22 protein-coding genes are annotated in these 26,857 nt (G+C 37.8%); 1 reads left to right on the top strand and 21 read right to left on the bottom strand.

Annotation, left to right across the window (positions count from 1 at the left end; all coding sequences use genetic code 11):
- Window positions 1-204: 204 nt before the first annotated feature.
- The 7 genes from IGJ63_RS00110 to IGJ63_RS00080 all read right to left on the bottom strand — a co-directional run bounded on the left by IGJ63_RS00110 (window position 205) and on the right by IGJ63_RS00080 (window position 7,458).
- Window positions 205-582: a DUF956 family protein gene (locus IGJ63_RS00110; protein ID WP_002356033.1), complete on the bottom strand. Its 378-nt coding sequence runs from the start codon at window positions 580-582 to the stop codon at window positions 205-207.
- A gap of 15 nt (window positions 583-597) precedes the next feature.
- On the bottom strand, window positions 598-798 hold the full coding sequence (locus IGJ63_RS00105) for a hypothetical protein (RefSeq protein ID WP_002416878.1): 201 nt from the start codon (window positions 796-798) through the stop codon (window positions 598-600).
- A gap of 60 nt (window positions 799-858) precedes the next feature.
- Window positions 859-1,770 carry a PTS system mannose/fructose/sorbose family transporter subunit IID gene (locus IGJ63_RS00100; RefSeq protein ID WP_002356032.1) on the bottom strand — a complete coding sequence of 304 codons (912 nt, stop codon included), beginning with the start codon at window positions 1,768-1,770 and terminating at the stop codon, window positions 859-861.
- A gap of 22 nt (window positions 1,771-1,792) precedes the next feature.
- Entirely contained in the window at window positions 1,793-2,596 is an 804-nt protein-coding gene (locus tag IGJ63_RS00095; protein WP_101732143.1) for a PTS mannose/fructose/sorbose transporter subunit IIC, read from the bottom strand.
- A 34-nt stretch (window positions 2,597-2,630) separates the two neighbouring features.
- Window positions 2,631-3,623, bottom strand: coding sequence for a mannose/fructose/sorbose PTS transporter subunit IIA (locus IGJ63_RS00090; RefSeq protein ID WP_101732151.1), 993 nt, complete (start codon window positions 3,621-3,623; stop codon window positions 2,631-2,633).
- A 234-nt stretch (window positions 3,624-3,857) separates the two neighbouring features.
- A complete protein-coding gene (locus tag IGJ63_RS00085) occupies window positions 3,858-4,370 on the bottom strand; it encodes a mannose/fructose/sorbose PTS transporter subunit IIB (RefSeq protein WP_002385473.1) in 513 nt (170 codons plus the stop codon).
- Window positions 4,371-4,572: 202 nt separating this feature from the next.
- Window positions 4,573-7,458, bottom strand: coding sequence for a sigma 54-interacting transcriptional regulator (locus IGJ63_RS00080; RefSeq protein WP_101732142.1), 2,886 nt, complete (start codon window positions 7,456-7,458; stop codon window positions 4,573-4,575).
- Window positions 7,459-7,711: 253 nt separating this feature from the next.
- Between IGJ63_RS00080 and IGJ63_RS00075 the strand changes: the two genes are divergently transcribed.
- Window positions 7,712-9,343 (top strand): ABC-F family ATP-binding cassette domain-containing protein, encoded by a 1,632-nt coding sequence (locus IGJ63_RS00075; protein ID WP_002359215.1) that lies wholly within the window; start codon window positions 7,712-7,714, stop codon window positions 9,341-9,343.
- Window positions 9,344-9,581: 238 nt separating this feature from the next.
- On the opposite strand, the gene IGJ63_RS00070 is transcribed toward IGJ63_RS00075, so the two are convergent.
- From IGJ63_RS00070 to dnaA, 14 genes are all read right to left on the bottom strand, one after another.
- Window positions 9,582-10,451, bottom strand: a complete 870-nt coding sequence (locus tag IGJ63_RS00070) for a DegV family protein (RefSeq protein WP_101731812.1) — start codon at window positions 10,449-10,451, stop codon at window positions 9,582-9,584.
- A gap of 124 nt (window positions 10,452-10,575) precedes the next feature.
- Window positions 10,576-11,868, bottom strand: a complete 1,293-nt coding sequence (locus IGJ63_RS00065; RefSeq protein WP_002376293.1) for an adenylosuccinate synthase — start codon at window positions 11,866-11,868, stop codon at window positions 10,576-10,578.
- 237 nt (window positions 11,869-12,105) lie between these two features.
- Window positions 12,106-13,473, bottom strand: a complete 1,368-nt coding sequence (gene dnaB / locus IGJ63_RS00060; protein ID WP_002381331.1) for a replicative DNA helicase — start codon at window positions 13,471-13,473, stop codon at window positions 12,106-12,108.
- A gap of 273 nt (window positions 13,474-13,746) precedes the next feature.
- Window positions 13,747-14,199, bottom strand: a complete 453-nt coding sequence (gene rplI / locus IGJ63_RS00055; protein WP_002356023.1) for a 50S ribosomal protein L9 — start codon at window positions 14,197-14,199, stop codon at window positions 13,747-13,749.
- 5 nt (window positions 14,200-14,204) lie between these two features.
- On the bottom strand, window positions 14,205-16,229 hold the full coding sequence (locus tag IGJ63_RS00050) for a DHH family phosphoesterase (RefSeq protein WP_180758871.1): 2,025 nt from the start codon (window positions 16,227-16,229) through the stop codon (window positions 14,205-14,207).
- Between the two features lie 156 nt (window positions 16,230-16,385).
- Window positions 16,386-16,625 (bottom strand): 30S ribosomal protein S18, encoded by a 240-nt coding sequence (rpsR, locus tag IGJ63_RS00045; protein ID WP_002356021.1) that lies wholly within the window; start codon window positions 16,623-16,625, stop codon window positions 16,386-16,388.
- Between the two features lie 25 nt (window positions 16,626-16,650).
- Window positions 16,651-17,217 carry a single-stranded DNA-binding protein gene (gene ssb / locus IGJ63_RS00040; protein ID WP_002364599.1) on the bottom strand — a complete coding sequence of 189 codons (567 nt, stop codon included), beginning with the start codon at window positions 17,215-17,217 and terminating at the stop codon, window positions 16,651-16,653.
- 44 nt (window positions 17,218-17,261) lie between these two features.
- A complete protein-coding gene (gene rpsF / locus IGJ63_RS00035; protein ID WP_002356019.1) occupies window positions 17,262-17,564 on the bottom strand; it encodes a 30S ribosomal protein S6 in 303 nt (100 codons plus the stop codon).
- A 174-nt stretch (window positions 17,565-17,738) separates the two neighbouring features.
- Window positions 17,739-20,240: a DNA gyrase subunit A gene (gene gyrA, locus IGJ63_RS00030; protein ID WP_002361457.1), complete on the bottom strand. Its 2,502-nt coding sequence runs from the start codon at window positions 20,238-20,240 to the stop codon at window positions 17,739-17,741.
- A gap of 55 nt (window positions 20,241-20,295) precedes the next feature.
- Entirely contained in the window at window positions 20,296-22,245 is a 1,950-nt protein-coding gene (gene gyrB / locus IGJ63_RS00025) for a DNA topoisomerase (ATP-hydrolyzing) subunit B (RefSeq protein ID WP_002359210.1), read from the bottom strand.
- Entirely contained in the window at window positions 22,242-23,369 is a 1,128-nt protein-coding gene (gene recF, locus IGJ63_RS00020) for a DNA replication/repair protein RecF (RefSeq protein WP_002356016.1), read from the bottom strand. Before recF ends, gyrB begins: the two co-directional genes overlap by 4 nt.
- Window positions 23,356-23,601, bottom strand: coding sequence for a S4 domain-containing protein YaaA (gene yaaA / locus IGJ63_RS00015; RefSeq protein ID WP_002356015.1), 246 nt, complete (start codon window positions 23,599-23,601; stop codon window positions 23,356-23,358). The genes recF and yaaA overlap by 14 nt, the downstream gene beginning before the upstream one ends.
- 580 nt (window positions 23,602-24,181) lie before the next feature.
- Window positions 24,182-25,312 (bottom strand): DNA polymerase III subunit beta, encoded by a 1,131-nt coding sequence (dnaN, locus tag IGJ63_RS00010; protein WP_002356014.1) that lies wholly within the window; start codon window positions 25,310-25,312, stop codon window positions 24,182-24,184.
- 201 nt (window positions 25,313-25,513) lie between these two features.
- Window positions 25,514-26,857 carry a chromosomal replication initiator protein DnaA gene (gene dnaA / locus IGJ63_RS00005; protein ID WP_002356013.1) on the bottom strand — a complete coding sequence of 448 codons (1,344 nt, stop codon included), beginning with the start codon at window positions 26,855-26,857 and terminating at the stop codon, window positions 25,514-25,516.

Below are 26,857 nucleotides of genomic sequence, written 5' to 3'. Positions count from 1 at the left end.
GTCAAATATTTTTTATATTTTATAAAAACTACTCTTACAATAAACATATTTAAAAAAACAAAAAAACATTAATTATCTTTTTTTGTATAAAATTCAGACATTTTTGTATAAATAAAAGTAACATCACCATTGCTTTCCGTCAATTTATCCCACAAAAAAACCGCTACTTTTTCATCTAGTTTATAAAAAAGTAACAGTTATAAATTATTTTTTCTTTTTCCCAATCGAGAGGATCCCTCTTTTTATGACATCAAAGAAACTCAAAGATTGGACCATGTGATCTGGATCAACATATTCACGAATAGCTCGTAACACTCGCTTCGGCTCTTTTGAAGCAAACGTATACGTCCCATTTTTCTTGGTTTGAATCGCATAACGAGGAATCCATTTTCCTTTGAACATTACTGAAGCCAACACGTAATCGACTTCTTCCCACGGAATTTGGATAAACTTACGTGGATCTTTGGCATGGTAAAATTCAAACCCGCGGTCACCTATCATAATTTGTCCATAATCTGTTAATCCTGTAAATGCCGTCGCATCTATAACTAAATCAACTTTTGTGTTTAATGATTGTACCATGTTATCTGCTCCATTTCATTCGACTAATTCCTCTTTATTATACGTTTCTTTCCTGATCGAAACAAACAAAATTACATCTTTGTTTAAAAAAGCGGAAGAAAAGTTTCTCGACTTCTCTTCCGCTTTTTTTGTTCCAGAATCAAAAACTGATAAACGGCGGAAACAGAACCAGCTCCTTCGGAAATAAGCCGAAATTCTCCAAAAATTAAAGAGCAATTTTCGAAAATTTCTTCTTATTTCTCGGAGCTAAACGGTGCTGTCCCGACCTCGTCATTCTTATAATAAGCCGATTAAGTGGCCGACAACGCCGACTACGAATAAACCAAGAATGATAACGATTGGGCTAACTTTTTTCTTCAATAACCACATACATAAGAATGTAAGTAGTAATGGTGCTAGACCTGGAATCAATTGATCTAAGTTATCTTGTAAAGTAGTAACTTTCGTTGGTGAAAGCGCCAAGCCTTGGTTCACTTGTTCAAAGGCTTTATGCATTCCTTCACCGCCAGCAGGAAGTTTATCCCACTCGATATAAGCACCTTTGTCTAACTTAACTTGTGAAACAATTGGTAAGAACTTAATCGATACCCAACGTTGAACTAATGCGGCCAGTACGAACATCCCTAAAATAGAAGCACCTTTTGTAATATCTTGTAGTAAACCACCTGAAAGGTCATCAGTAATTTTAGAACCTGCTTTGTAACCAAACTCTTGTGTATACCACATGAATGACCAACGAATTAAGTTCCAAGCAACGAAGAATAAGATTGGGCCTAAGATGTTACCACCCATTGCTAAGGAAGCACCTAAAGCGCCTAACATTGGACGAACAGTAAACCAGAAAACTGGGTCACCGACACCGGCTAAAGGACCCATCATCCCAACTTTAACCCCTTGAATCGCTACGTCATCAACTGGTGCGCCATTGGCACGTTCTTCTTCCAAAGCTAATGTTACACCAAGAATTGGTGAGGCAATGTATGGGTGTGTATTAAAGAACTCTAAGTGACGTTTTAACGCCGCTGAACGTTCTTCTTTCGTTTTATATAATTTTTTGATTGCTGGAATCATTGAGAATGCCCAGCCGCCGTTTTGCATACGTTCATAGTTCCAAGAACCTTGGATAAATGTTGAACGCCAAGCTACAGCTAAACGATCTTTTTTAGTTAATTGAATTTTTTCTGCCATTTTCTTTGCTCCTCCTTCAGAATTAGTAGTCGTTTAAAATATCGCCTAATGGGTCGCCAGAGTTGCCTCCGCCATTTGAGTTAGAAGAACCGCCCATTTTAGATAAGTTCAAGTAAATAAGAGCTAAAGCGACACCTAAAGCACCTAATGCGATTAATGTTAATTGAGAAATCGCTGCGACTACGAAACCGATAATGAAGAATGGCCATACTTCTTTTGTTGCCATCATGTTGATTACTAATGCATAACCTACGGCAACGACCATACCACCACCGATAGCCATACCATCAGTTAACCAAGCTGGCATTGATTCTAAGAAATTACGAACAGTGTCAGCAGGAATGAATAGTAAAGCACCTGCTGGAATCGCAATACGAATACCTTGTAAACATACAGCGAAAATGTGTAACATTTCAACTTGTTTAATGTTGCCTTTTTCAGCAGCCGCGTCCATCATGTGAACGATTGGAACCGCAACTGTCCGAACGATCATTGCTAAGAACAAACCTGCAACCGCTAAAGGAACTGCGATGGCAATCGCTGAAGGAACACCTTTAACACCTTGGCCACCTAAAACTAAAATAATTGCTGAGGCAACAGATGCTAAAGCGGCATCCGGTGCAACGGCAGCCCCGATGTTTGCCCAACCTAACGCGATCATTTGTAAAGTACCACCTAAAACAATTCCGGCTTCTAAATTACCAGTAACTAATCCGATTAATGTACATGCTACTAACGGTTGGTGGAATTGGAACTCATCCAAAATCCCTTCCATACCAGCTAGAAAGGCAACGAGTAAAACTAAAATAATTGATATAACAGACATGATAAGCCTCCTATTTTGATTTGTATTTGGCGAGTTACGCGTTTGCTAACTCATTTTTTGCTTTTTTCAAAATTTCGTCCATATTCGCTTTTGAATCATTTGGCACTTTACGCACATCAAATTTGATGCCTTTGGCTTTTAATTCATCAAACGTATCAACGTCTTCTTGACCCATTGATAATACTTTGCTTACAACGACTTTTCCAACAGAGTGAGCCATTGAACCAACGTTTACTTCTGGGATTTCTACGCCGCCTTCAACCACTTTTAAGACGTCTTCAGGATTTTCAAATAATAATAATGCTTTTGTATTGCCAAAACGCGGATCTTTCGCTACTTCAATCATTTTACTGATTGGAATAACATTGGCTTTTACTCCTGGAGGAGCTGCTTGTTCGATTAATTTCTTACGTAAGTCATCTTTTGCAACGGCATCAGAAACAACAATAATTCTGTTTGGTTGTGTTGCTTTTGTCCAAGCTGTTGCTACTTGACCATGTAATAAACGTGAATCAATACGTGCTAGCACGAATTTAATTTTGCCATCGCCAACAACTGTACCTGGTGGTAACGAACCTTTTGGCTGTGCATCTTCTGTCGCAGCAGCTTTTGGTGCTTCTGCTGGTTGTAACTCTTCTGGTTTAACTTTGACACCATCTTTTGCTGTTTCAAGAATGTGTGTCGCAATTTCTTGTGCTGATTCCATAGAGAAACGAGAAGCATATGCTTCAATAACCATTGGTAAATTCATACCTGCAACGATTGCCCATTTGTCTTTATGATCTTCTAACAATGAGTTTGCTTGGTTAAATGGTGTTCCTCCCCATAGGTCAACTAAAAATAGTACTTCGTCTTGATTGTCAAACGATGCAATGGCTTCTTGCATTTTTGCTTTTACATAATCGGGACCTTCGCTAGGCATTAACGTAACTGCTTTTACATTTTCTTGTTCGCCAAAGATCATTGCACCAGATTGCAAGATCCCTTCAGCAAATTCACCGTGACTTGCTAGGATAATTCCTACCATTTTTATACCTCCTGTATAATTGATGTTTTTTTTCATGGTTGTACTGCTAAACGCTTTCACTTTTTGAAAAAAATCAGATAAATCAGATTCTGACAAAAATAAATGAAAAAATTTCAATAGTTCTTGATTTTTTTCAACATCAGCACTTGCCTTTATCAATACAGTTCATGAAGCAATGATGTTGGTCCTAGGCCACCACATCCTTTCAATGTCTTTCGTCTGTAAAAATAAACGTCAGCTGGCGTTATTTTCTTTGCTACGCTCTTTTTTCAGTAAATCCATCAAATTCACTTGGCTGTCTGCTGCGACTTTTCGAATTTCCAATTCAATACCTTGTTCATTTAAAAACAGAAATGCTTTTAAATCGTTGGCATCCACTGCGACTGCATTCGTAATCATTCGCTTGCCTGTGCTGAAACTCATTCCGCCAATATTCACAGAAGTTAGTTGTACACCGCCTTCGACCACTCGTTTCACGTCCAAAGGATTAGTGAATAACAACATGGCTCGAAACGAATCAAAACGAGGATCAGGGTAAACATCAATCATTTTTTGAACAGTGATGACATTTACTTTGACACCAGGTGGAGCAGCTTGGACCAACAAGGCTTTTCTCAAATTGTCATGAGCAACGGAATCACTAACCACTAAAATGCGATTAATGTTCGTCAATTTTGCCCAAACAGTTGCTACTTGGCCATGAATTAATCGATCATCAATTCGAGCTAAACGAATATCCATTACCATCGGGAATGCTCCTTTAAATTCATTTTTAAAGGTTAGGACCTTTGTCTTTTTACTTAAAAATTTTAGGTAAAAAGGGACACCTTATTATAAGCAAGTTTCGTGCCAACTTTAGTGTATCGGTTCGAAACCTAGAAAATTATAGGTTTTTTTAAGAAAATCAAAAAATAGATACACTAATAAATAGTGTATCTATTTTTCTGTATTAATCTAGTGTATCAATTTCGGTGATTTTATCTTCGATACACTGGGCATTTTTGACTAACTGTGCGATAAAATAAATTTCTTCTGCTGGAACATCCATATTAAGAGCTTCTTCCATAGTCTCAATTGAGGCCACAATCACTGGATAAATTGGCTCTTGAACCAATTGACCAAGTTCCTTTTCTGAAACCGTCAGTGTATCATTCCGTAAAATACGCTCCAACATGCCCGATGTGTGCATAATCAAATTAATGTAAAATGTGTACTCTTCTGGCATCGCTAATTGGGTTTGGATATTTTTAGCGAATGACCACAACAGATCAATGATTTTTTTTCCATTAATAAAAGTGAAACTTTGCTCCATATATTTGAGACAAATTTCTTTTGCTGCCGCTTCGTCCAACGGCTTATTCATTACTTCTTCTTTCCGCTCTGCTAGTAATTGCTGAATAATTTTTTCTGCTTCACCGGAAAAGAAATTTTCCATGGAAATATAAGGAACTCCAATTTTGGGATTGGTAATCCCAGTTGTCGCAATAATTTCATAGTCTTCTTGAATTTTAGGCAAGACTTCTTTCATATTTACAATGGACAAAGGAATCACTTCTAAATGCCAGTCTATTTGTGGCAAGACAGCTTCCTCAATAAGCTCTTTCATTCGGCGCGCAGTTCCTTCTCCAGAAGCGCAGATAGCAATAATTGCTCTTGTTTTCCAATTTTCAATGATTTGTTTCGTTTCACTTTGGCGAATATCGGCATAGCCATGAAAGTTTTTTAAGGACTCGTGAAGTGTTTCCAATTGTGTATCAATTAATGCGGTTTTGCGGGCCGCTTCAAGCACAATTGGCGTGGTCACCATGTCTACTGTCCGCACATCAATGCCTGTCTGGCGTACAATTTCTTCTGAAAACGTACTTAATGAACCCATATCCACCAATAATAGTACGCCATTCTCTTCATTCACTTCACCAACTGCTTCAACGATTTTACGCAAAGCTTCTTTCGGTGGCATATCTAACGGCATATCCACAGCCTTCAAATTATCAACATTTAACAATTGAGAAACCACTTGTACCATACTGCTAGCGGTACTATTTCCGTGCGCAGCCACGACAATGCCAATCCGGCCAGCCTCAGGATTTTCTCTTAAAGAAATGAGCAAAACAGCTAAATAGTAACTTTCAGATTCAGGAATCTCCATCTGATAACTACTTTCAATAATATTTTTAATTTCTTTCGCTATTTCAAACTCTGTTGGATAATCTAAAACCATATTTCGAATACTTTCATTTAAAGGATGCTTAGGATCTTTGCCTAATTGGATGCGTTTCAAGAAAGAACTAATGTGTAAACTCATTGCATAAATAAAGTTGGGTTGAAACGAATACGATAACCGCTTCGCTGCAAAATTATAAATTTTCTTAGTGACATCAATAATTCGTTGGTCAACAATTTCAGCCAATTTATTTTCTGTATCAAAGGTGAATCCATAATCTTTGTAGAAAGATTTTAAATGAACATTGATATCCGTTGTAATAAAATTATTAATTAGTTCTTGGTCCAAGCCGTCTGCTTTTAAGAGAGCCGCTTTATCTCCAATAATCTCATATAGATTGTAAGGCAATTCATAGGCATCTGACTGAATAGCTACTAAAGATTCATTTGGTGATACCACTAATTGCGGTTCCAGATATTTCGATAACTCCGACAATACTTCTCGATTACTGGCAAGTTGCATAATGCCTTCTTTAATATTGTCCGTTAATTCGTCCATCGTAATCATTAATTCCTCTTGTTCCATCTGATTAAGGAACCCTCGCGCAGTCACAAGTTGCACATTCGATTTTAGCTGACCGACATTTCCATAAGAAACACTTCCGATTAACGCTTTGACCACATCTTCTGACAAAGAGATTCGCCGTTGAATCCGCGCTGCTTCCATTGAAACCATCACTTTTAGGAGGTCAATTTTTTCTTTCGCAGGACGGTCACTGAAGTTCGGTAATTGAATGATAATCGGAATGCGTCGCACAAAAGTATTCAATAAAGAAGAAGTAGGATTCTCCGTCGTAGCACAAATAATCCGAACATCTGCATGATGTGATTTCACTGTTTCACCTAAACGCGCGTACACGCCGTGATCCATAAAATAAAAAATCATTTCTTGTCCTTCGGGTGGTAACCGATGTACTTCATCTAAAAACAGAATGCTGCCATCTGCTTCATCAATAATCCCTTCTTTCGCTTTCGTAGCGCCTGTGAAGGCCCCTTCTACATACCCAAATAAATGCGACATCAAAAGTTCTGGATTATGCGCATAGTCTGCACAGTTAAACACCACAAACTCTTTTTCTTTGGCCACAATTTGGTTCAACTTCGCAAATTGAAACATGGCATGAGCAAAATAAGTTTTCCCAGAACCTGTTGGTCCAGTAATTAAACAATTCAAGCCTTTTGGCGGATATAAAATCGCTGCTTTGGCTTGTTCAACCGGCGTTTTCATGCTTCCAGCTGAACCGATAATTTTTTTGAAAATATCTTCAACTTCTGGGGTTTTACTGGTCGTGACTACTGGTTCAACCAATGGTTCGATAAAAGTTTTTGTGGAGTGATCCATTGATTTTTCCCGATAACTTTTAACTGGCTTGGTTAATGGTCGATGCTGAAACGCCACCTGCGCGACATATTTTACTGGACGACCAGATAATTTTTTCAAGCGCCCTTCACGAACGAGTTGATTCAAATCTTTACTAGCATTGGTCCGCTGAATGTTTAAACGTTCTGAAATTTCTTGTGTCGTGACTCCCGCATCACTTGTTAAGATCATTGGCGTTAAATTCTTCGTTTGCTCTTTAACATATTGATAGATTTTTTCAATCCGCTTCATTTTTGATGGCTCCTTTAATCGATACACTAATTAATTTACATGATACAGTGTATCATTAAAAAAATACACTAAAAACCCTTTCATGAAAAAATTTTCTGTTTCACATGAAACATTTTAAAAAAACGCCTTTTTTTCTATAAAAAACCCACCTTTTTATTCGTTTCTGTAAAAAGATTGAAACTCCTTGAAAAAAGGTTCTGTAGCCGATATAATGCAGAGAGGTTCAAGAATATATTAAAAGTGAGGAAAACAATTGATTACTGTTAATGATGTAAGTTTACAATTTCCAGATCGTAAACTTTTTGAAGAAGTGAATATTAAATTTACTCCTGGCAACTGTTACGGCTTAATCGGCGCAAACGGTGCAGGAAAATCAACGTTTCTTAAAATTTTATCAGGTGAGATTCAACCGACAACTGGCGTGGTTTCAATGGGTCCTAATGAGCGACTAGCAACGCTGAAACAAAATCACTTTGACTACGAAGACTACACTGTTTTAGAAACTGTAATTATGGGACATAAACGTCTTTACGAAGTAATGAAAGAAAAAGATGCTATCTATATGAAAGAAGATTTTTCAGATGAAGATGGGATTCGTGCCGCAGAACTAGAAGGCGAATTTGCTGAACTTGACGGTTGGGAAGCAGAACCTGAAGCAGCTGTTTTACTCCAAGGGCTAAACATTCCAGAAGAATTACATGATCAAAAAATGAGCGAATTAACAGCTGGTCAAAAAGTCAAAGTATTATTAGCTCAATCTCTTTTTGGTAAACCAGATGTCTTACTATTAGACGAGCCGACAAATGGTTTAGACACCCGCTCAATCAATTGGTTAGAAGAATTTTTAATCAACTTTGAAAATACCGTTATCGTGGTTTCCCATGACCGTCATTTCCTAAACAAAGTCTGCACCCACATGGCAGATTTAGACTTTAGTAAAATCAAACTTTACGTTGGTAACTATGATTTCTGGTTGGAATCAAGCCAACTAGCGACAAAATTGCAAGCACAGTCTAATGCCAAAAAAGAAGAACAAATCAAAGAATTACAAGACTTTATCGCTCGTTTTAGCGCCAATGCCTCAAAATCAAAACAAGCAACGTCACGTAAAAAAATGTTAGATAAAATTACCTTAGATGACATTCAACCTTCCTCTCGTCGTTATCCATTCGTTGGTTTTACACCAGAACGTGAAATCGGCAATGACTTATTACAAGTTGAAAATGTCTCTGTAACGATTGATGGCAAAAAAATCTTAGATAATATCTCGTTCAACTTAACAAAAGATGATAAAGTGGCATTCATCGCTGACTCAGATATTACAACGACTACGTTATTCAAAGTGATTATGGGCGAAATTACTCCCGATACAGGTTCTGTTCGTTGGGGCGTTACAACTAGCCAAGCTTATTTACCAAAAGACAACAGCAAAGACTTTGAAGAGCCATTAACTATTTTAGATTGGTTACGTCAATTTGCTGGTAAAGAAGAAGATGACAATACGTTCTTACGTAGTTTCTTAGGTCGGATGTTATTCTCTGGTGAAGAGGTACTAAAACCAGTCAATGTTCTTTCCGGAGGCGAAAAAGTGCGTGTCATGCTTTCAAAATTAATGCTTTCCAAAGCCAATGTCTTAGTTTTAGATGATCCAACGAACCACTTAGACTTAGAATCAATCACTGCGTTAAATGATGGGTTGATGGCTTTCACTGGTTCAATTCTTTTTGCTTCACATGACCACCAATTTATCCAAACATTAGCAAACCGAATTATTGCTGTTTCTGATAAAGGGGTCATTGATCGGGCAGAAACAACCTATGATGAATTCTTGGAAAACCCAGAAATTCAAAAACAAATGGACGTTTTATTCAGTTCAGATTATTAAAAAATGAGGTCGGGACAGAAACGTTTAACTCCGAGAAATAAGAAGGAATTTCCGAAAATTGTTCTATAATTTTTGGAGAATTTCGGCTTATTTCCGAAGGACCTTCAACTCTTAGAGCTTTAGCTCTTAGAAGTTGTTGAGATCGGAGCAACGCGTAGTGTTGCTTCTGTTCCCGCCGTTTATCAATTTTTAAGCCTAGGACAAAAATCCAAAGTGATTTTTGTCCCAGGCTCATTTTTTATTTTCTTTTTTCACCAAAAGAAAACACAGCAATACAACCTATTCCAGTATGACTAGTAATAGTGGGTCCTAGAGGATAAATCAGTATCTCATTAACTTCTATTTCTTTTTCAATTAATTCTTTGACTTTTTCCGCGTCATCTTTCGTTCCTGCATATGCAATCAATAGTGTTTGTTTCATTGGCTCTACAATGCCTTGAATCGTTTCTTGCGCAATCTTTTGCAAGGACTTGTTTCGTCCACGAGTTTTACCAACGGATGCTAGTTTACCCGCCGCATCCACGCGAATAATTGGTTTAATGTTCATTAAGCCACCAAGCGCTGCCGCTGTTTTAGAAATCCGTCCGCCACGTTCTAAATGTTTTAAATCATCTACCGTTACCCACGAGTGAAGTTTCATTTTTTGCTCTTCAAGATAGGCAACAACTTCTCCTAATGAATGACCATCTGTTTGTAATCGAATGGCTTCTCGGACTAACATCCCTTGACCTAAGCTAGCTGCTTTTGTATCAATAATATGAATTTCTACATTATCGTACTCTTCTTTTAACATCTCTACTGATTGCAACGCACTTTGATAAGAGCCACTTAACCCAGATGAAAAAGCTAAATAAATTACCGGTAACCCTTGCTCCACAAAAGGACGGAAAAATTCATTGTAGCGTCCTACATTAACTTGAGAGGTAGTGGGCATACTTCCATTTTTAACGGCCGTTAAGAAGTTCTGATAATCAAACGTTTCGCCTAAATCATCGCGATATTCTTTCCCGTCAATTTGAATATTCATGCTAATAAAAGGTACTTGGTTTTCTTTTAAGTATGTATACGGCAAGTCACAACAAGAATCTGTCACTAATTGATAATTCACGGACAATTGCCCCCTTCATGTTTTCTTTTATTTTACCATAGTTTTTCATTTTTATATAAAATTAAAAAAGAACGTAAAGGCTGAATTGGCATAAGCCATCCTTTACGTTCCCTTAAAAATCTGCTTAAATTTGTGCCCAAACGCTTTCTAAAACGTTCGTTTGGTTACGGTCTGGACCTACAGAGAATGTTGAAATGCGCACACCAACTAATTCTGAAATCCGATGCACATAGTTACGAGCATTAGCTGGTAAATCAGCTAAAGTTTTGCAACCAGTGATATCTTCAGACCAACCTGGTAATTCTTCATAAACTGGTTTACAGCGGCTTAATTCTTTCAAGCTTGCTGGATAATGATAAATTAATTCACCATCAAGTTCATAAGCTGTACAAATTTTCACCGTTTCTAAACCACTTAACACGTCAATCGAGTTTAATGACAAGTTTGTAATCCCTGATACACGTTTTGAATGACGCATAACTACTGAATCAAACCAACCGACACGACGCGGACGTCCTGTTGTTGTTCCGTATTCTTTACCGACACGACGAATGGTTTCTCCTGTTTCATCAAATAATTCTGTTGGGAATGGGCCGTCACCGACACGTGAAGTGTACGCTTTGCAGACACCAACCACTTTATTAATTTTTGATGGACCAACGCCACTACCGATAGTTACGCCACCAGCTACTGGATTAGAGGAAGTAACAAATGGATAGGTTCCTTGATCGATATCCAACATGACACCTTGTGCCCCTTCAAATAAAACCCGTTTTCCAGCATCTAATGCATCGTTTAAAATAACCGAAGTATCTGTAACATATTGTTTAATTTGTTGTCCGTATTCATAGTATTCTTCAAAAATATCATCAAATTCAATGGCTTCGCTATCAAACATTTTAACGAATTGACGATTTTTTTCTTCTAAATTAATTTTCAAACGTTCCGCAAAAATTTCTTTATCCAATAAATCAGCGATACGGATTCCCACCCGTGCTGCTTTATCCATGTAGGCTGGGCCAATTCCTTTAATCGTTGTCCCAATCTTGTTTTCACCTTTCGCATCTTCTTGCAATTGATCCAATTTAATATGATACGGCAAGATGACATGGGCACGATCTGAAATACGTAAATTATCAGTGGCAACATTATTTTCTTTTAAATAAGCTAATTCTTTTACTAAAGATTTTGGATTCACAACTACGCCGTTACCAATTACACTAATTTTTTCTTTATAGAAAATCCCTGAAGGAATTAAATGTAATTTATACGTTACGCCGTCGAATTTAATGGTATGTCCGGCGTTATCTCCGCCTTGGTAACGAGCGATCACTTCTGCGTTTTCACTTAGAAAGTCTGTAATTTTTCCTTTACCTTCGTCGCCCCATTGCGTTCCAACAACTACTACTGATGACATTCGAACACCTCGTTCATAATTTTTTTGTCCTGAATCATTGTACCAGTAAAACCAGTCCCTTTCAAGGGTAAAAATCGAATATTCTTTCACAATCAAAAGCGTTTCTGTTAAAAATACGAACATTTTTAGTTATGTTTTTGTAAAATAATAAAATATACGAATATTGTTCGTGTTTTACTCTCTGATTTTAATCCCTTAATAAGCAAAAAAACGAACTCAAAAAATGAGTTCGTTTTTTTAAAATTCTGTCCTCGGCGAAAGCGAAGAAAATTTATTATATTCTTTAATGAAAAGTAATTCGACCGTTCCACGCGCACCACTACGGTTTTTCTCAATGATGACTTCTACAACATTGTCAACTTCTGGTGGCTCATGATCGCCGTCTTCTCCTTCACCACGATCATAGTAATCATCACGATAAAGAAAGGCAACGATATCGGCATCTTGCTCAATGGAACCTGATTCACGAATATCACTTAACACAGGACGTTTATCTTGACGTTGTTCCACGCCACGAGAAAGCTGTGACAAAGCGATAACCGGGACTTTTAATTCTTTCGCTAATTTTTTTAATTGACGTGAAATATCAGAAACCTCCTGTTGGCGGTTCTCTTTTCCAGTTCCTTCAATCAATTGTAGGTAGTCGATCAAAATTAGACCTAAGTTGCCTTTTTCTTGTGCTAATTTACGACATTTCGCACGAATTTCGGTAATTTTAATCCCTGGTGTGTCATCAATATAGATATTCGCACGGGACAAACTACCCATCGCAATAATTAAGTTTTGCCATTCTTCTTCAGATAATTGCCCTGTTCTTAAATGGCTAGCCTCAATGGATCCTTCTGCACAAAGCATCCGGTTCACTAATGATTCTGCCCCCATTTCTAAACTAAAAATAGCGACAGCTTTATCTGTTTTGGTGCCGACATTTTGGGCAATATTTAATGCAAAAGCGGTTTTCCCTACCGCTGGACGGGCCGCTAAAATAATTAGCTCTTCCGCTTGCAAGCCGGCAGTCATTTTATCCAATGCTTGATAGCCTGTAGGTAAACCAGTAATCTCTTCATCATTTTGGTATAATTGGTCAATATTCGCAATAGTTGTATTTAGAACATCTGAAATTGATAAAAAGCCACTACGATTCCGCTTTTCGGAGACTTCTAAAATGCTGCGTTCTGCATCATCCAAAATAGATTCAACATCTTCACCTTGCTCAAAGCCTTTAGTTACAATCTCTGTAGCGGTTTGGATTAAGTTGCGCAGCAACGATTTTTGTTCAACAATTTTTGCATAATAAATGACATTGGCAGCTGTCGGTACAGCTAAAGCTAAATCTGACAGATAACTTAGTCCACCAACATCTTCTAACAAATTCTCTTGTTCTAGGCGATCTTTGATTGTTACCACATCAATCGCTTCATTTCGGTCGCTTAAGGTCATCATCGTTTGGAAAATCAACTGATGACTACGACGATAGAAATCTTTAGGTTCCACATATTCCATCGCTTCTATTAGCACATCTGCATCTAAGAAAATAGAACCTAAAACGGCTTGTTCCGCTTCAATATTTTGTGGCGGTACCCTATCTTGCAATAATTCATTCATTTTGTTCTCTCCCACGATGTCTTACTTTCTGGTTCATTTAGTCTATCCATTTTAACACAATTTCATTAAAAAAAGTACATTTTTTCTCTGCTGATTTCTCTATTTTTAGTTCACTTTCCAATTTTAAAAAATACACAATTAATAAAAATATAATATTTTTATTAATTAAAAGTGTTATTCATTTCATTTTAAAAAAATAATAAAAATAAACCGAGTAATTTATTTTATATAAAAAAGAAGCCGGAGAAATCGGCTTCTTTTTTATCGATTGTATTATTCCGCTACGACATGAACTTTAATTTTCGCTGTAACTTCATGATGTAGTTTGACTGGTACGTTAGTGTAACCTAGAGAACGAATTGGGTTGGCTAATTCGATTTTGCGTTTATCCAATTTTACATTGTATTGTTTGTTTAAGGCTTCTGCAATTTGTTTTGAAGGAATTGAGCCAAATAAACGGCTGTCTTCTCCAGCTTTTGCCTTGATCTCTACAACAGTCTTTTCATCTTCTAAAAAGGCTTGCATTTCTTTTGCTTGTGCTAAAACTTCTGCTTCATGTTTTTCTTGGGCTTTCTTTTGACCCGCTAACGCACTCATGCTTCCTTTATTGGCTTCTTTCGCATAACCATTTTTAATTAAAAAGTTTTGGGCGTAACCAGTTGGAACTTCTTTTACGTCCCCTTTTTTTCCTTTTCCTTTAACATCTTGTAAAAAAATGACTTTCATTTCCTTCACTCCTGTTCATACATTTCATTAATATTTTGACGAATTACATCAAGTAGTTGCTCTTTTACTTCTGCTACTGTTACATTTGATAATTGTACTGCCGCATTAGTAAAGTGACCGCCACCACCTAAATTTTCCATAATAATTTGGACATTAATTGAACCATTACTCCGAGCACTAATGCCAATCTGTTGATCCGTCCGCTTGGTAATGACAAATGCTGCATTAATCCCTGCCATAGAAAGTAATGTGTCCGCTGTTTTGGCAGCTGTGACACTATCATATTCTTTGTCTTCACTCCCGGCAACAACGACGGTATCTTTTGTGACATATTCGCTTTTAGAGATTAAGTTGTTCATTTCCAGATAGCTTGTAAGATCAGAACTTAATAGATATTGTACTAAAGATGAGTCTGCTCCACAAGTTCGTAAATAACTAGCCACATCAAATGTTCGCGCCGTCGTTCGTGTATTGAAACTTTTCGTATCAACCACAATTCCCGCCAACATCATGGTTGCTTCAAAGGCCTGCAGTTTATTTGCGCTATTACTTTGGTATTCGATCAATTCTGTGACTAATTCTGAAGCAGAAGAGGCAGAAGATTCAATATAAGAAAGCAAGGGTTTTGCTGGAAATTCGTCTCCTCGTCGATGGTGATCAATGATTACCACTTTATCAAAACGCTCATAGAGCTCTTGTGAGATCGATAGAGACGGTTTATGGTAATCTACCATAACTAATAAGCTACTTTCTTTCTTGCGCTTCATGGCCTCTTTAGGACTAATAATGCGCTCTTCTAATTCTGGGTACTCTTTAATCGCCTCTAACACTCTTTTGACATCGGGAATGATTTCATTTTCATCTAAAACAATCCACGCTTTTCGATTATTAAACGAAGCTAAACGAGCAACACCAAATGCTGAACCTAACGCATCCATATCTGGATAACGATGGCCCATAATATAGATGTCAGCTGATTCCGCAATAATTCCCTTAATTGCCATGCTCATTGCACGAGAACGTACTTGGGAACGTTTCGTCGTTACTGCCGTTTTTCCACCAAAAAATAACGGCTTCGCTTCATCTTTGGCTTCTTTTACAACCACTTGATCGCCACCACGTACTAAAGCTGTATCTAGGTTTGTTTGAGCCGTGGTCCCGGTTTGATCTAAGGTTGGCCCCCCATAAGCAATCCCCATACTTAACGTAATGGCTACTTCATGGTTAGCTGATTCCTTACGGATCGTATCCAAAATAGAAAATTTTTCGTCCATCATTTTTTGAATATCTTCCCATTGGGCAATGAAAAAATAACGTTCTGCGTTGATTCGCTTATAAAAAACTTTGTATTGGTCCATCCAATCAGAAACCATCGTCGTAATGAAACTATTCAAATAAGAAATTTCTTTCTCGTCCATTGTATCGGTGACATCATCATAATTATCGACAGACACAATGCCAATAGCCGTTTGCATTTCGACTTTTTCTTGATACAAATTACTTTCTTTAGTGATATCTTCAAAAGTAATTGTATGTTGTTCTTTATTGACGCTAAAGCGATAGGTATTTTCATCAATCGTAAAGATATCTTGGTTTCGTTCTGCTAATTCTAAATAGGACGTCACTTGGCTAGCGGTTAACGTTAGCTGATTGTCTTTATTAAAAATAGAAGCAGCATAAGGATTAAGCCATTCTACCGCGCGTGTTTCCCCATTATACGTAATAATTCCCACAGGTACTTCATTCACAACATAATCCAACGATTGTTCAGCAATGGAACTTGCTTCTTGAATCTTTTCTACGTTCGTAATTTCTACATCTCTAATCAACAGCCGAATAACCACTAAGAGAAAGATATCTAATGCGATAATTACCGCCAATAGCAGCCATTTATTTGTTAGTAAGAAATAGAGGAGAAATTCTACTAAGAGAAGACCCACAACAATTAAGAAACCGTTTTTTTGAATTCTCTTCTTTTGCATTTTTTTGCCTCCAATGTTTCTGCAGACCTTTGAGGCGACTTGTTCCAACGAGCATATTGCTCTGGTGATTCACTAGTTATTTCATCCTTTATTTTATCACAAAACACTTCATTCTGCGAACCTTGTTATGTTTCACGTGAAACACTAGTCAAGATAAAAAAGAACCAAAGAGCCTGCTCTTTGGTTCTGGAAATTGTCATAAAATTATTGTTCGTCACTAACGAATGGTAATAATCCCATGATACGTGCGCGTTTAATAGCAATCGTTAATTTACGTTGGTTTTTAGCGCCAGTACCTGTAACACGACGTGGTAAAATTTTGCCACGTTCTGAAATGAATCGTTTTAACAATTCAGTATCTTTATAGTCGATGTATTCGATGTGGTTTGCTGCGATGTAGTCGACTTTACGACGTTTACGTCCGCCTCTTCTTTGTTGTGCCATTCTTGTTCCCTCCTATCAAATTCGTTTAGAATGGTAAATCATCATCTGAAATGTCGATAGATGAACCTGAGCCACCAAATGGATCAGAATCTTTATCGAAATCAGGCATACCGTTATTGTTTTGCGACTGAGAAGATGATGGATTGAAACTATTGTTGTTGTTATTAAATCCAGAACCGGCATTGTTATTACCAAAGCTACGATTTTGTGATTGATAACCATTTTCGTTGTTATTAAAGCTACCGCCGCCAGTTCCTCTTTGTTCTGAAGCAGAACGAGATTCTAACAATTGGAAGTTTTCACAAACCACTTCAGTTACGTAGACACGTTGACCTTGTTGATTCTCGTAGTTACGAGTTTGAATTCTTCCGACAACACCTAATAATGTACCTTTACGGGCATAATTAGCCATTGTTTCTGCGGGTTTACGCCAAATCACACAGTTGATAAAGTCTGCTTCACGGTCACCATTTTGATTCGTAAAGTTACGGTTTACAGCAAGTGTAAAGGTCGCAACAGCTGAACCACTAGCGGTGTAACGTAAGTCAGGATCTTTTGTCAATCTTCCGACTAATACAACGTTATTAATCATTCAAAACATCTCCTTTCGTCAATAAATGTTTCATGTGAAACAAATTATGCTTCTACCTTCACGATCATATGACGGATAATATCGTCATTGATTTTTGCTAAACGATCAAACTCGTTGATTGCGCCAGCTGTTGATGGAGAAGTAACGTTAACGATATGATAGATGCCTTCACGGAATCCGTTCATTTCATATGCTAAGCGGCGTTTTTCCCAATCTTTAGATTCGATAACTTCTGCTCCGTTATCTTTTAAGATTGTGTCGAAACGTTCTACTAAAGCAGTTTTTGCTTCTTCATCAATGTTCGGACGAATAATGTACATGATTTCGTACTTCGTATCTTGACTCATTGATTTTCACCTCCCTATGGACTTCAAGGCTCTTAGTTGGCTAAGAGCAAGGAGAACATACCTAAAAAGGTAGTTCACAATCTCTAATTATATGCTAATTGATGGACAAAAGCAAGAAATAGTTTTGAAAAGCCCCAATAAAAAAGTTTCGCCAACTGGCGAAACTTTTTTATGTTATTCTTCTGTTTCTGATGTTGTTTCGTTTTCTGTTGTTTCTACAACTTCAACGATTTCTTCTTCCACTTCTTCTGGTTCTACAACAGCCATTGTTACCACTTTGGCACCATCTTCCATTCTCATTAAACGAACCCCTAATGTTGCGCGTCCTGTTTGAGAAACAGAATCAACGTTAAAGCGGATAATGACGCCTTTGTTCGTAATCAATAAGATATCTTCATCCCCATTGACCGTGGTTAAACCAGCTAATGGACCATTTTTCTCAGTGATATTTGCTGTCTTAATCCCTTTACCGCCACGTCCTTTAACTGGATATTCAGAAGCTTTTGTACGCTTACCATAACCATTTTCAGTAATGACTAGGACTTCTTTATTTTCATCCAGAATCGCTGCGCCGACCACATAATCATTTTCGCGGAGACGGATTCCCCGAACACCTGATGCTGTCCGGCCCATATCACGTACAGTATTTTCATCAAATGTGACAGAGTATCCTGCATGTGTTCCGATAATCATCTTCTGATTGCCATTAGTCGTTACCACGTTAACTAACTCATCATCTTCTTTTAAGCTAATGGCGATTAATCCATTACTACGGATATTAGAAAAAGCTGTTACGGCTGTCCGTTTGACGGTTCCTTTTAAGGTTGTGAAGAACAAGTATTTACCTGCTTCCGCTTTGCCCTCAACAGAAATAATCGCTTGAATTTTTTCTGCAGAATCAATTCCCAGTAAGTTGATCACTGGAATTCCTTTTGCTGTTCTACCGTACTCAGGGATTTCGTAACCTTTTGCTCGGTAAACTTTCCCAGTGTTCGTAAAGAATAATAACGTGTCGTGTGTTGAACAAGAAACTAGGTTTTTCACGAAATCATCATCATGAACGCCCATGCCTTGGACACCACGTCCGCCACGGCGTTGCGCCCGGAATTCAGAGTTTGCCATCCGCTTAATGTAGCCGTTATTGGTTAACGTAATCACGACTTCTTCTTCTTCGATTAAATCTTCATCTTCAAGACTTAAGACTTCACCTACTAATAATTCTGTGCGTCGTGCATCACCAAATTTTGTACGAACGTCATTTAACTCTGTTTTAATGATTTCAATGACGCGTTCTGGGCGGGCTAAAATGTCCTCTAAGTCCGCAATGAATTTCAATAGCTCTTGATATTCATTTTCAATTTTGTCGCGTTCTAAGCCTGTTAAACGGCGTAAACGCATATCTAAAATCGCTTGCGCTTGACGATCTGAAAATTCAAAGCGTTCAATTAACGTTGCTTTTGCTTCGTCATCTGATTGTGATCCACGAATAATGGCAATGATTTCATCGATATGATCTAAGGCAATTCGGAGACCTTCTAAAATATGTGCCCGTGCTTCTGCTTTGTTTTTGTCAAAAATCGTCCGGCGAGTAATGACTTCTTTTTGATGCTCGACGTAGTTTTCTAAAATACGTTTCAAGCTTAAAATTTTCGGTACACCTTTTTCAATGGCTAACATGTTAAAACCAAAAGATGTTTGTAAGGCAGTCATTTTGTACAAGTTGTTTAACACAACAGAGGCACTCACATCTCGACGAACATCGATGACAATCCGCATGCCTTCACGAGAAGATTCATCCCGCAAATCAGTAATTCCTTCAATTCGTTTATCTCTGTGTAATTCAGAAATTCGTTCGATTAATTTGGCTTTATTCACCATATAAGGCAATTCAGTTACTAAAATACGTTCTTTTCCATTCGGCATTTCAGTCAATTCAACTTTTGCACGAACTGTAATCGAACCTTTCCCCGTTTCATATGCTCGGCGAATCCCTGATTTCCCCATCACTAAACCGCCTGTTGGAAAATCTGGTCCAGGTAACACTTCCATCAATTCATTCGTCGTTACATCAGGATTGTCCATCAATAAACTTGTTGCATCAATCACTTCACTTAAATTGTGTGGTGGAATATTTGTTGCCATCCCCACCGCAATCCCCGTTGTTCCGTTAACTAGTAAGTTTGGAAAACGAGCAGGTAAAACTACTGGTTCTTGTTCTGAATCATCATAGTTTCCTTGGAAATCGACTGTATTTTTGTTAATATCTCGTAGCATTTCTAAAGCAATTTTACTCATACGTGCTTCGGTATAACGCATAGCGGCAGCGCCGTCACCATCGACAGAACCGAAGTTTCCGTGGCCGTCAACTAACATAGCCCGATAACTAAAAGGTTGTGCCATCCGCACCATTGATTCGTAAATCGCACTGTCCCCATGGGGGTGATATTTACCCATAACATCCCCAACAATCCGGGCTGATTTTTTGTGTGGTTTATCAGGGGTTACCCCTAATTCGTTCATTCCATATAAGATTCGGCGATGAACAGGTTTTAAACCGTCACGAACGTCAGGTAACGCGCGGGCTACGATAACACTCATTGCGTAGTCAATGAAAGATTCTTTCATTTCGCTGGTCAGATTGACGTCTTGAATGTTTTCTTTAATTTCTTCACTCATGAATTTTTTCCCCTCTAAATATATGTTCTAGCGTCTCTTACAACGTTGCGACACATTAAATATCCAAGTTTTTCACGTAATGGGCATTTTCTTCGATAAACGCACGACGTGGTTCCACACGATCGCCCATTAGCATTTCAAAAATTTGGTCAGCTTCAATGGCATCATCGACACTCACTCGCGCCATTAATCGTTTTTCTGGGTCCATTGTTGTTTCCCAAAGTTGGTGATCATCCATTTCACCCAACCCTTTGTAACGTTGAACACTTGGTTTTGGTGAAGCAGGTAATTCTTCTAACACTTTTGCTAGTTCCTCTTCAGCATGTTTGCCCGGTTGAACGTAGGTGATGTTTTTCCCTTGTTTCACACCATATAGTGGTGGTTGGGCAATATACACATAACCAGCTTCAACAATTGGCCGCATGAAGCGATAGAACAAGGTTAATAACAACGTTCGAATATGCGCACCATCGACATCGGCATCGGTCATAATCACTAGTTTGTGATAACGTGCTTTAGAAACATCGAAATCTTCGCCGAAGCCTGTTCCCATAGCTGTAAATAATGACCGAATTTCTTCATTGGCTAAAATTTTATCCATGCTGGCTTTCTCGACATTCAAGATTTTCCCACGAATTGGTAAAATGGCTTGGAATTCACGGCTACGGCCTTGTTTTGCTGAACCGCCGGCCGAGTCTCCTTCGACGATAAATAATTCGCATTTTTCCGGATCTTTACTTGAGCAATCAGCCAGCTTCCCTGGCAAGTTGCTAATTTCTAAAGCGCCTTTACGACGGGTGACTTCACGGGCTCTTTTAGCGGCTAAACGAGCTTTTGAGGCCAACATACCTTTTTCGACAATTTGTTTACCGACTGTTGGATTTTCCATCAAGAATTTTGTAAAGTATTCTGAGAATAAACGATCCGTGACGGTCCGTACTTCTGAGTTTCCTAATTTCGTTTTGGTTTGTCCTTCAAATTGAGGATCTGGGTGTTTGATGGAAACCACTGCGGTTAAGCCTTCACGAACATCTTCCCCAGTTAATTTTTCATCGTTTTCTTTCATCAATTTTTGTTTACGTGCATAGTCATTAATCACACGTGTTAAAGAAGTTTTAAAACCAGATTCATGCGTTCCGCCTTCATAAGTATGAATATTGTTGGCAAAACTTAAAATATTTGAGTGGTAGCCATCTGTATACTGCATTGACACTTCCACTGTAATATCTTGTTGCTCTCCTTCAATGAAGATTGGCTCTGGGAAAATAACGTCTTTATTGGCATTTAAATGCTCAACATAACTCTTAATCCCGCCTTCATAGTGATACTCTTTTTTATCTTCTTGTCCTTCACGACGGTCTTCAATTGAAATGTGTAAGCCTCGATTTAAAAAGGCTAATTCACGAACCCGTGTTGCTAATTTATCAAAATCATAAACGGTTGTTTCTGTAAAAATTTCAGGATCTGGAATAAAGTGAACAGTGGTTCCGTGGCGATCCGTTTCTTCGATAACTTTTAGGTCATCAACAACCGCACCACGACGATATTCTTGGTAATACACTTTGCCATCTTTATAAACACGAACATCTAAACTGGTCGATAAAGCATTAACAACAGAGGAACCAACACCGTGCAAGCCACCTGATACTTTATAGCCGCCACCGCCAAATTTCCCGCCGGCATGTAGCACTGTAAACACTGTTTCCACAGCTGGGCGACCTGTTTTGGCTTGAATCCCGACTGGAATTCCACGACCATCATCGATAACAGTAATACTATCGTCTGGTTCGATAATTACTTGAATTGATTTAGCAAATCCTGCTAAGGCTTCGTCGATAGAGTTGTCAACGATTTCCCATACTAAGTGGTGTAACCCTTCGCCACTAGTAGAACCTATGTACATACCAGGACGTTTCCGGACAGCTTCTAAGCCCTCCAAAACTTGAATCTGACTAGCGTCATATTCTTGCGCACGTTCTCTCATGTTTTTTTCTTCTTCTGTCATGTCGCTGAATTCCTTTCTATCTTGCCTTGTTGAACATAAAAAATATCTGGTTCAACTGTTAGCTTGTCTTTTATGTGATCTAAACTAGTTGTCGTTAAGAACGTTTGAACTTTGCCTTCAATCGTTTCTAACAAGTGAATTTGACGTTCATTATCTAATTCACTCATGACATCATCTAGTAATAACACAGGATATTCTCCTGTTTCTGAATGCATCAAATCAATCTCTGCCAATTTAATACTTAAAGCTGTCGTTCGCTGTTGGCCTTGTGAGCCATACGTTTGAACATTTTGACCATTGACAATAAACAGCAAATCGTCACGATGAGGGCCTAAAAAAGTATTCGCTTTAAACAATTCACGCTTACGATTGTTCATTAATTGTTGGAGCAATTGATTTTGAAGTGCTTCTAAGGAAAGATCCGTGTTGTCAATTGGGATGCTTGATGCGTAGTCAATGGTGAGCGTTTCGCGTCCATGACTAATTTTTTGATGGAGTAAGTTTGCCCAGTGTTCTAATTTTTTAAGAAAACCTAACCGAGCGTATAGAACTTTCCCGCCAAATTCAGCTAGCTGTTCTGTCAAAATATCCAGATAAACAGTATCTGTTTGTTTCTTTTCAGCTAGTTGTTTTAGGTATTGGTTCCGTTGCTTTAAAACAGACTGATATTGGACAAGATCATAAAGATAAATAGGACTCACTTGTCCGAGTTCCATGTCAATAAATTTCCGGCGGACTTGAGGTGAGCCTTTCACCAAAGATAAATCTTCTGGGGCAAATAAAATAACATTCAGTTGCCCAATGTACGCACTGAGCCTTTTTTGCTCAATGTGGTTAACCTTGGTTTTACGTCCTTTGTTGGAAATTAAAATTTCCAACGGCACGGTGCCTGTCTTTTTTTCAACCACACCGCTAATTTTAGCTGCTGCTTGTTCCCAGCCAATTAATTCTTTTTCATTGCTGGTTCGATGACTTCGTGTCATTGCTAGAACATAAATGCTTTCTAACAAGTTGGTTTTTCCTTGGGCGTTTTCGCCTAAAAAAAGATTTAACGTTTTTGGAAAATCTAAGCTGACTGTTTCATAATTACGATAATGCTGAAGTGTCAGCTCATTCAGCCGCATCGTCGGACTCGTTTCCGTTTTTCACCATAAAAAAAGTACCTTCTTCAGGTATCTCAATCATCATGCCCGCATAAAGTTTCCGTCCGCGACGATTTTCCAACTCGCCATCAACAAACACGCTATTGTCTGCCAAATACCATTTGGCTTGGCCGCCACTACCAATGACGTTGATTTCTTTAAGAAACTGACCAAGCGTTATATACTCAGTTGCTAAAACAAACGTTTTTTTCAATGTGCATCCCTCTTTTTTCTAATACGTTCTCATATATATTATACCCTTTTTCATAAGAGAAAACAAATTTATCTGTCTAATTTTCATTCTAAGCAATTTTAATTCTAAATGACCGAAAATATTATTAGGATAAAAAAACTCTTAAAAAGCATTTTAAAACGGAAATTGATATTTTCTTGAGAAAAAAGGGGCCTGATTTGGCAGAAATGACGAGTAGCGTTTAACTAAAAAACAATTTGGGGTAACTCAAAGACAAACGAAGAGGGCATGCATTGAAGAAAAGTAGCTTGTAGAGGTCTGAGCGTCGTTTTAAGCAACGTAAACTTCTTTCACTAGGAAATGTTCATAAAAAAATGAACAGCTCTTAAACGAAAAATTAAAGGGCTTTTTTCTTTATCCACGAAAAAAAAAAGCAGAATTTATTCGTCAAACGATAGTTCAAATATTCACAATCATATTAGCGTAAAAGCTATTCTAGTTTTAAAAAGCTTATCTAGCAGCGTTTATCGGCTTTAAATAGACGACAAAAAAGAACCTTCGGCGATCATAGTGATTTTCCGAAGGTCTTTTTTAAACATGATTAATTTGTACGAACCGGTGTAATTAGTTGAATGAAATCTAGTTCTGTTTCGGTTGGCTCCAATGTAAACGGACGAATTGGAGAAAGGAATTTCACGGTAATATTCATATCGCCAAACGCTCGCAACGCATCTTTCATATAATCTGGGTTGAAAGAAATATCCAACGCTTCACCAGAAACATTTTCATAGTTTAACGCTTCTTCGACTTTTCCAATTTCAGGTGAATTTCCATATAAAACAACAGAATCTGGTGAAATCGAAAGGCGAACAATATTGTTACGTCCTTCATGAGAAAGTAAAGAGGCACGTTCGATTGCTGAAAGCAATTCTGGTACATAAAATTCAATTTGCGTGTTATGGCTAGTTGGAATTAAACGGTTGGTATCAGGATAATTACCTTCTAACAAACGAGAATAGAAGTACATTGTTTCTGTTTTAAATAGCACTTGATTTTCCATAATGCTGATTTCAACCATTTCTTCTTCATTGGTTAATGAACGAGAAAGTTCAGTTAAACTTTTTCCTGGAATTACAATGTTAAAGTCTTCTACTGCTTGTTCTGTCGGGATCACACGTTGACTTAAACGATGTGAATCTGTCGCAACGGCAAGTAATTTTTGATTTTCTAAAATAAAGTGGACCCCAGTTAAAATTGGACGACTTTCGTGCATCGAGACAGCAAAACCTGTTTCACTAATAATTTTTGTCAATAAATGAACAGGTAATTTCATTTGGTTTTGAGTATCAATTACTGGTAAGTGCGGATAATTGTCAGCATCTAATCCATTAACCGTAAAATCAGCTTTTCCTGAAGTAATTGCAACTTGATTGTTATCTAGAACTTCCATTGTGAACATATCTTCTGGTAATTTACGAATAATTTCGCCAAAGAAACGAGATTGTAAAACGATGCTACCTGTGCGTTCAATGGTCATTTGAGCTTTTTCATCATCTTTACTTAAAAAACTTTCAATTGAAATATCCGCGTTACTCCCAGTAAGTGATAAGCCATCTTCTGATAACACAATTTTAACACCTGTTAAGATTGGAATCGTTGTTTTAGAAGAAATTGCTCGTTGAACAGTTTGTAATTCTTGTAAAAAGACACTTCGTTTGACCGTTAATTTCATAATGTAAACTCCTTTTTAAGTATTTTCAATACGTTCTAATTTTGTATGCCACTGTTTTGTATATTATATATAAATAAATAATAAAAGTAATAGGGCATGTTGATTCTGTGGAAAAGTCAAAAGAGCATTGTTTTTACTAAGTTATCCACTTGTGTATAAGTTGTGGATAACTTTGTTCTTTTTTGTTTAGTTTTCCACATCCTAAGAGTTCAATAAATTTTTAATTTCACTGACTTCTTTTTGAATCGCTGGATCTTTTTCCAATAATTGCTGAATCTTTTCGTGCGCATGAATCACCGTTGTATGATCTTTGCCGCCAAATTCGGCACCAATTTTTGGCAAGGAATTGTCGGTCATTTCTCTAGCAAGATACATTGAGATTTGACGAGGAACCACAATTGTTTTCACTCGTTTTTTCCCTTTTAAATCCTTAAGAGGCACATGATAATATTTGGATACTTCTTCTTGAATTTGTAAGATGGACAATTGATTTTTACTACCAACTGATTTTAGAGATTTCAAGGCGTCCGCCGCTAAACTAGTGGTAATATCTTCTCCATTAATAGTTGCAAAGGCTTGAACGCGGACCAAAGCACCCTCTAATTCACGGATATTAGAATCGATTTGACCAGCGATATAACTTAGTGTATCATCCGGAATTTCTAAACGCTCGGCATCTGCTTTTTTGCGCAAAATTGCAATCCGTGTTTCTAAATCAGGCGGGGTGATATCGACAGACAAACCCCAAGCAAAGCGAGAAACTAATCGTTCAGGTAATTTTGGAATATCATTCGGCGGGCGATCACTTGTTAAAACAATTTGTTTATTTTCATTGTAAAGATCGTTGAAGGTATGGAAAAATTCTTCCAATGTTGCTTCTTTTTCCGCCAAAAATTGAATATCATCGACTAATAATAAGTCAACATTGCGATATTCTTTCCGAAATTGTTCGGATGTCTTTGTTTGAATTGAGTTGATAAATTCATTCGTAAACGTTTCGCTACTAACATATTTGACTTTGGCATCTGGTTGATTCACTAACATTTGATGACCAATGGCATGCATCAAATGGGTTTTCCCTAACCCTACACCACCATAGAAGAAAAGGGGATTGTAAATCGAACCCGGATCCTCGGCAACAACAAGCGCTGCAGCGTGAGCCATTTGGTTTCCTTTACCAATAACGAAGGTGTCGAAAGTGTACTTAGGATTAAGCATCGCTTTTTTACTTTGTTCACTAAAAACAACTTCTTCTTCGGCAGGTTCTTCGAGTTCTTGTGCCAGTGCTGCGTCTTTTTCATCGGCAACAACAAAATGGGGCATCACTTCTGCACCGGTCAATTTAAATCCAGTTTCGACAATTTTTGCCGAAAGATTTTTTTCCCAGTAATCACGATGAACTGCAGAAGGGACTTCTAGCCACAATTGATTGTTGTCTAATTTCAAAGGGCGTGTGGTTTTAATCCAAGCATCAAAACTTGGCGCCGACAAAATCGCTTGATAGGCTTCTTCAAGGCTATGCCAAAAACTTTCCACGTCGGGCAT

Source organism: Enterococcus sp. DIV1375a, assembly GCF_051712205.1.
GTDB classification, from domain to species: domain Bacteria; phylum Bacillota; class Bacilli; order Lactobacillales; family Enterococcaceae; genus Enterococcus; species Enterococcus faecalis.
Note: the sequence above shows the minus strand (reverse complement) of the source record. Positions and strands in the feature narration are given on the sequence as shown.

Coding starts and splice junctions, on each gene's coding strand:
- IGJ63_RS00110 (WP_002356033.1), bottom strand. CDS start 582: ATGGTACAATCATTAAACACAAAAGTTGATTTAGTTATAGATGCGACG.
- IGJ63_RS00100 (WP_002356032.1), bottom strand. CDS start 1,770: ATGGCAGAAAAAATTCAATTAACTAAAAAAGATCGTTTAGCTGTAGCT.
- IGJ63_RS00095 (WP_101732143.1), bottom strand. CDS start 2,596: ATGTCTGTTATATCAATTATTTTAGTTTTACTCGTTGCCTTTCTAGCT.
- IGJ63_RS00090 (WP_101732151.1), bottom strand. CDS start 3,623: ATGGTAGGAATTATCCTAGCAAGTCACGGTGAATTTGCTGAAGGGATC.
- IGJ63_RS00085 (WP_002385473.1), bottom strand. CDS start 4,370: ATGGTAATGGATATTCGTTTAGCTCGAATTGATGATCGATTAATTCAT.
- IGJ63_RS00080 (WP_101732142.1), bottom strand. CDS start 7,458: ATGAAGCGGATTGAAAAAATCTATCAATATGTTAAAGAGCAAACGAAG.
- IGJ63_RS00065 (WP_002376293.1), bottom strand. CDS start 11,868: ATGTCATCAGTAGTAGTTGTTGGAACGCAATGGGGCGACGAAGGTAAA.
- dnaB (WP_002381331.1), bottom strand. CDS start 13,473: ATGAATGAATTATTGCAAGATAGGGTACCGCCACAAAATATTGAAGCG.
- rplI (WP_002356023.1), bottom strand. CDS start 14,199: ATGAAAGTCATTTTTTTACAAGATGTTAAAGGAAAAGGAAAAAAAGGG.
- rpsR (WP_002356021.1), bottom strand. CDS start 16,625: ATGGCACAACAAAGAAGAGGCGGACGTAAACGTCGTAAAGTCGACTAC.
- ssb (WP_002364599.1), bottom strand. CDS start 17,217: ATGATTAATAACGTTGTATTAGTCGGAAGATTGACAAAAGATCCTGAC.
- rpsF (WP_002356019.1), bottom strand. CDS start 17,564: ATGAGTCAAGATACGAAGTACGAAATCATGTACATTATTCGTCCGAAC.
- gyrA (WP_002361457.1), bottom strand. CDS start 20,240: ATGAGTGAAGAAATTAAAGAAAACATTCAAGACGTCAATCTGACCAGC.
- gyrB (WP_002359210.1), bottom strand. CDS start 22,245: ATGACAGAAGAAGAAAAAAACATGAGAGAACGTGCGCAAGAATATGAC.
- recF (WP_002356016.1), bottom strand. CDS start 23,369: ATGCGGCTGAATGAGCTGACACTTCAGCATTATCGTAATTATGAAACA.
- dnaN (WP_002356014.1), bottom strand. CDS start 25,312: ATGAAATTAACGGTCAAACGAAGTGTCTTTTTACAAGAATTACAAACT.
- dnaA (WP_002356013.1), bottom strand. CDS start 26,857: ATGCCCGACGTGGAAAGTTTTTGGCATAGCCTTGAAGAAGCCTATCAA.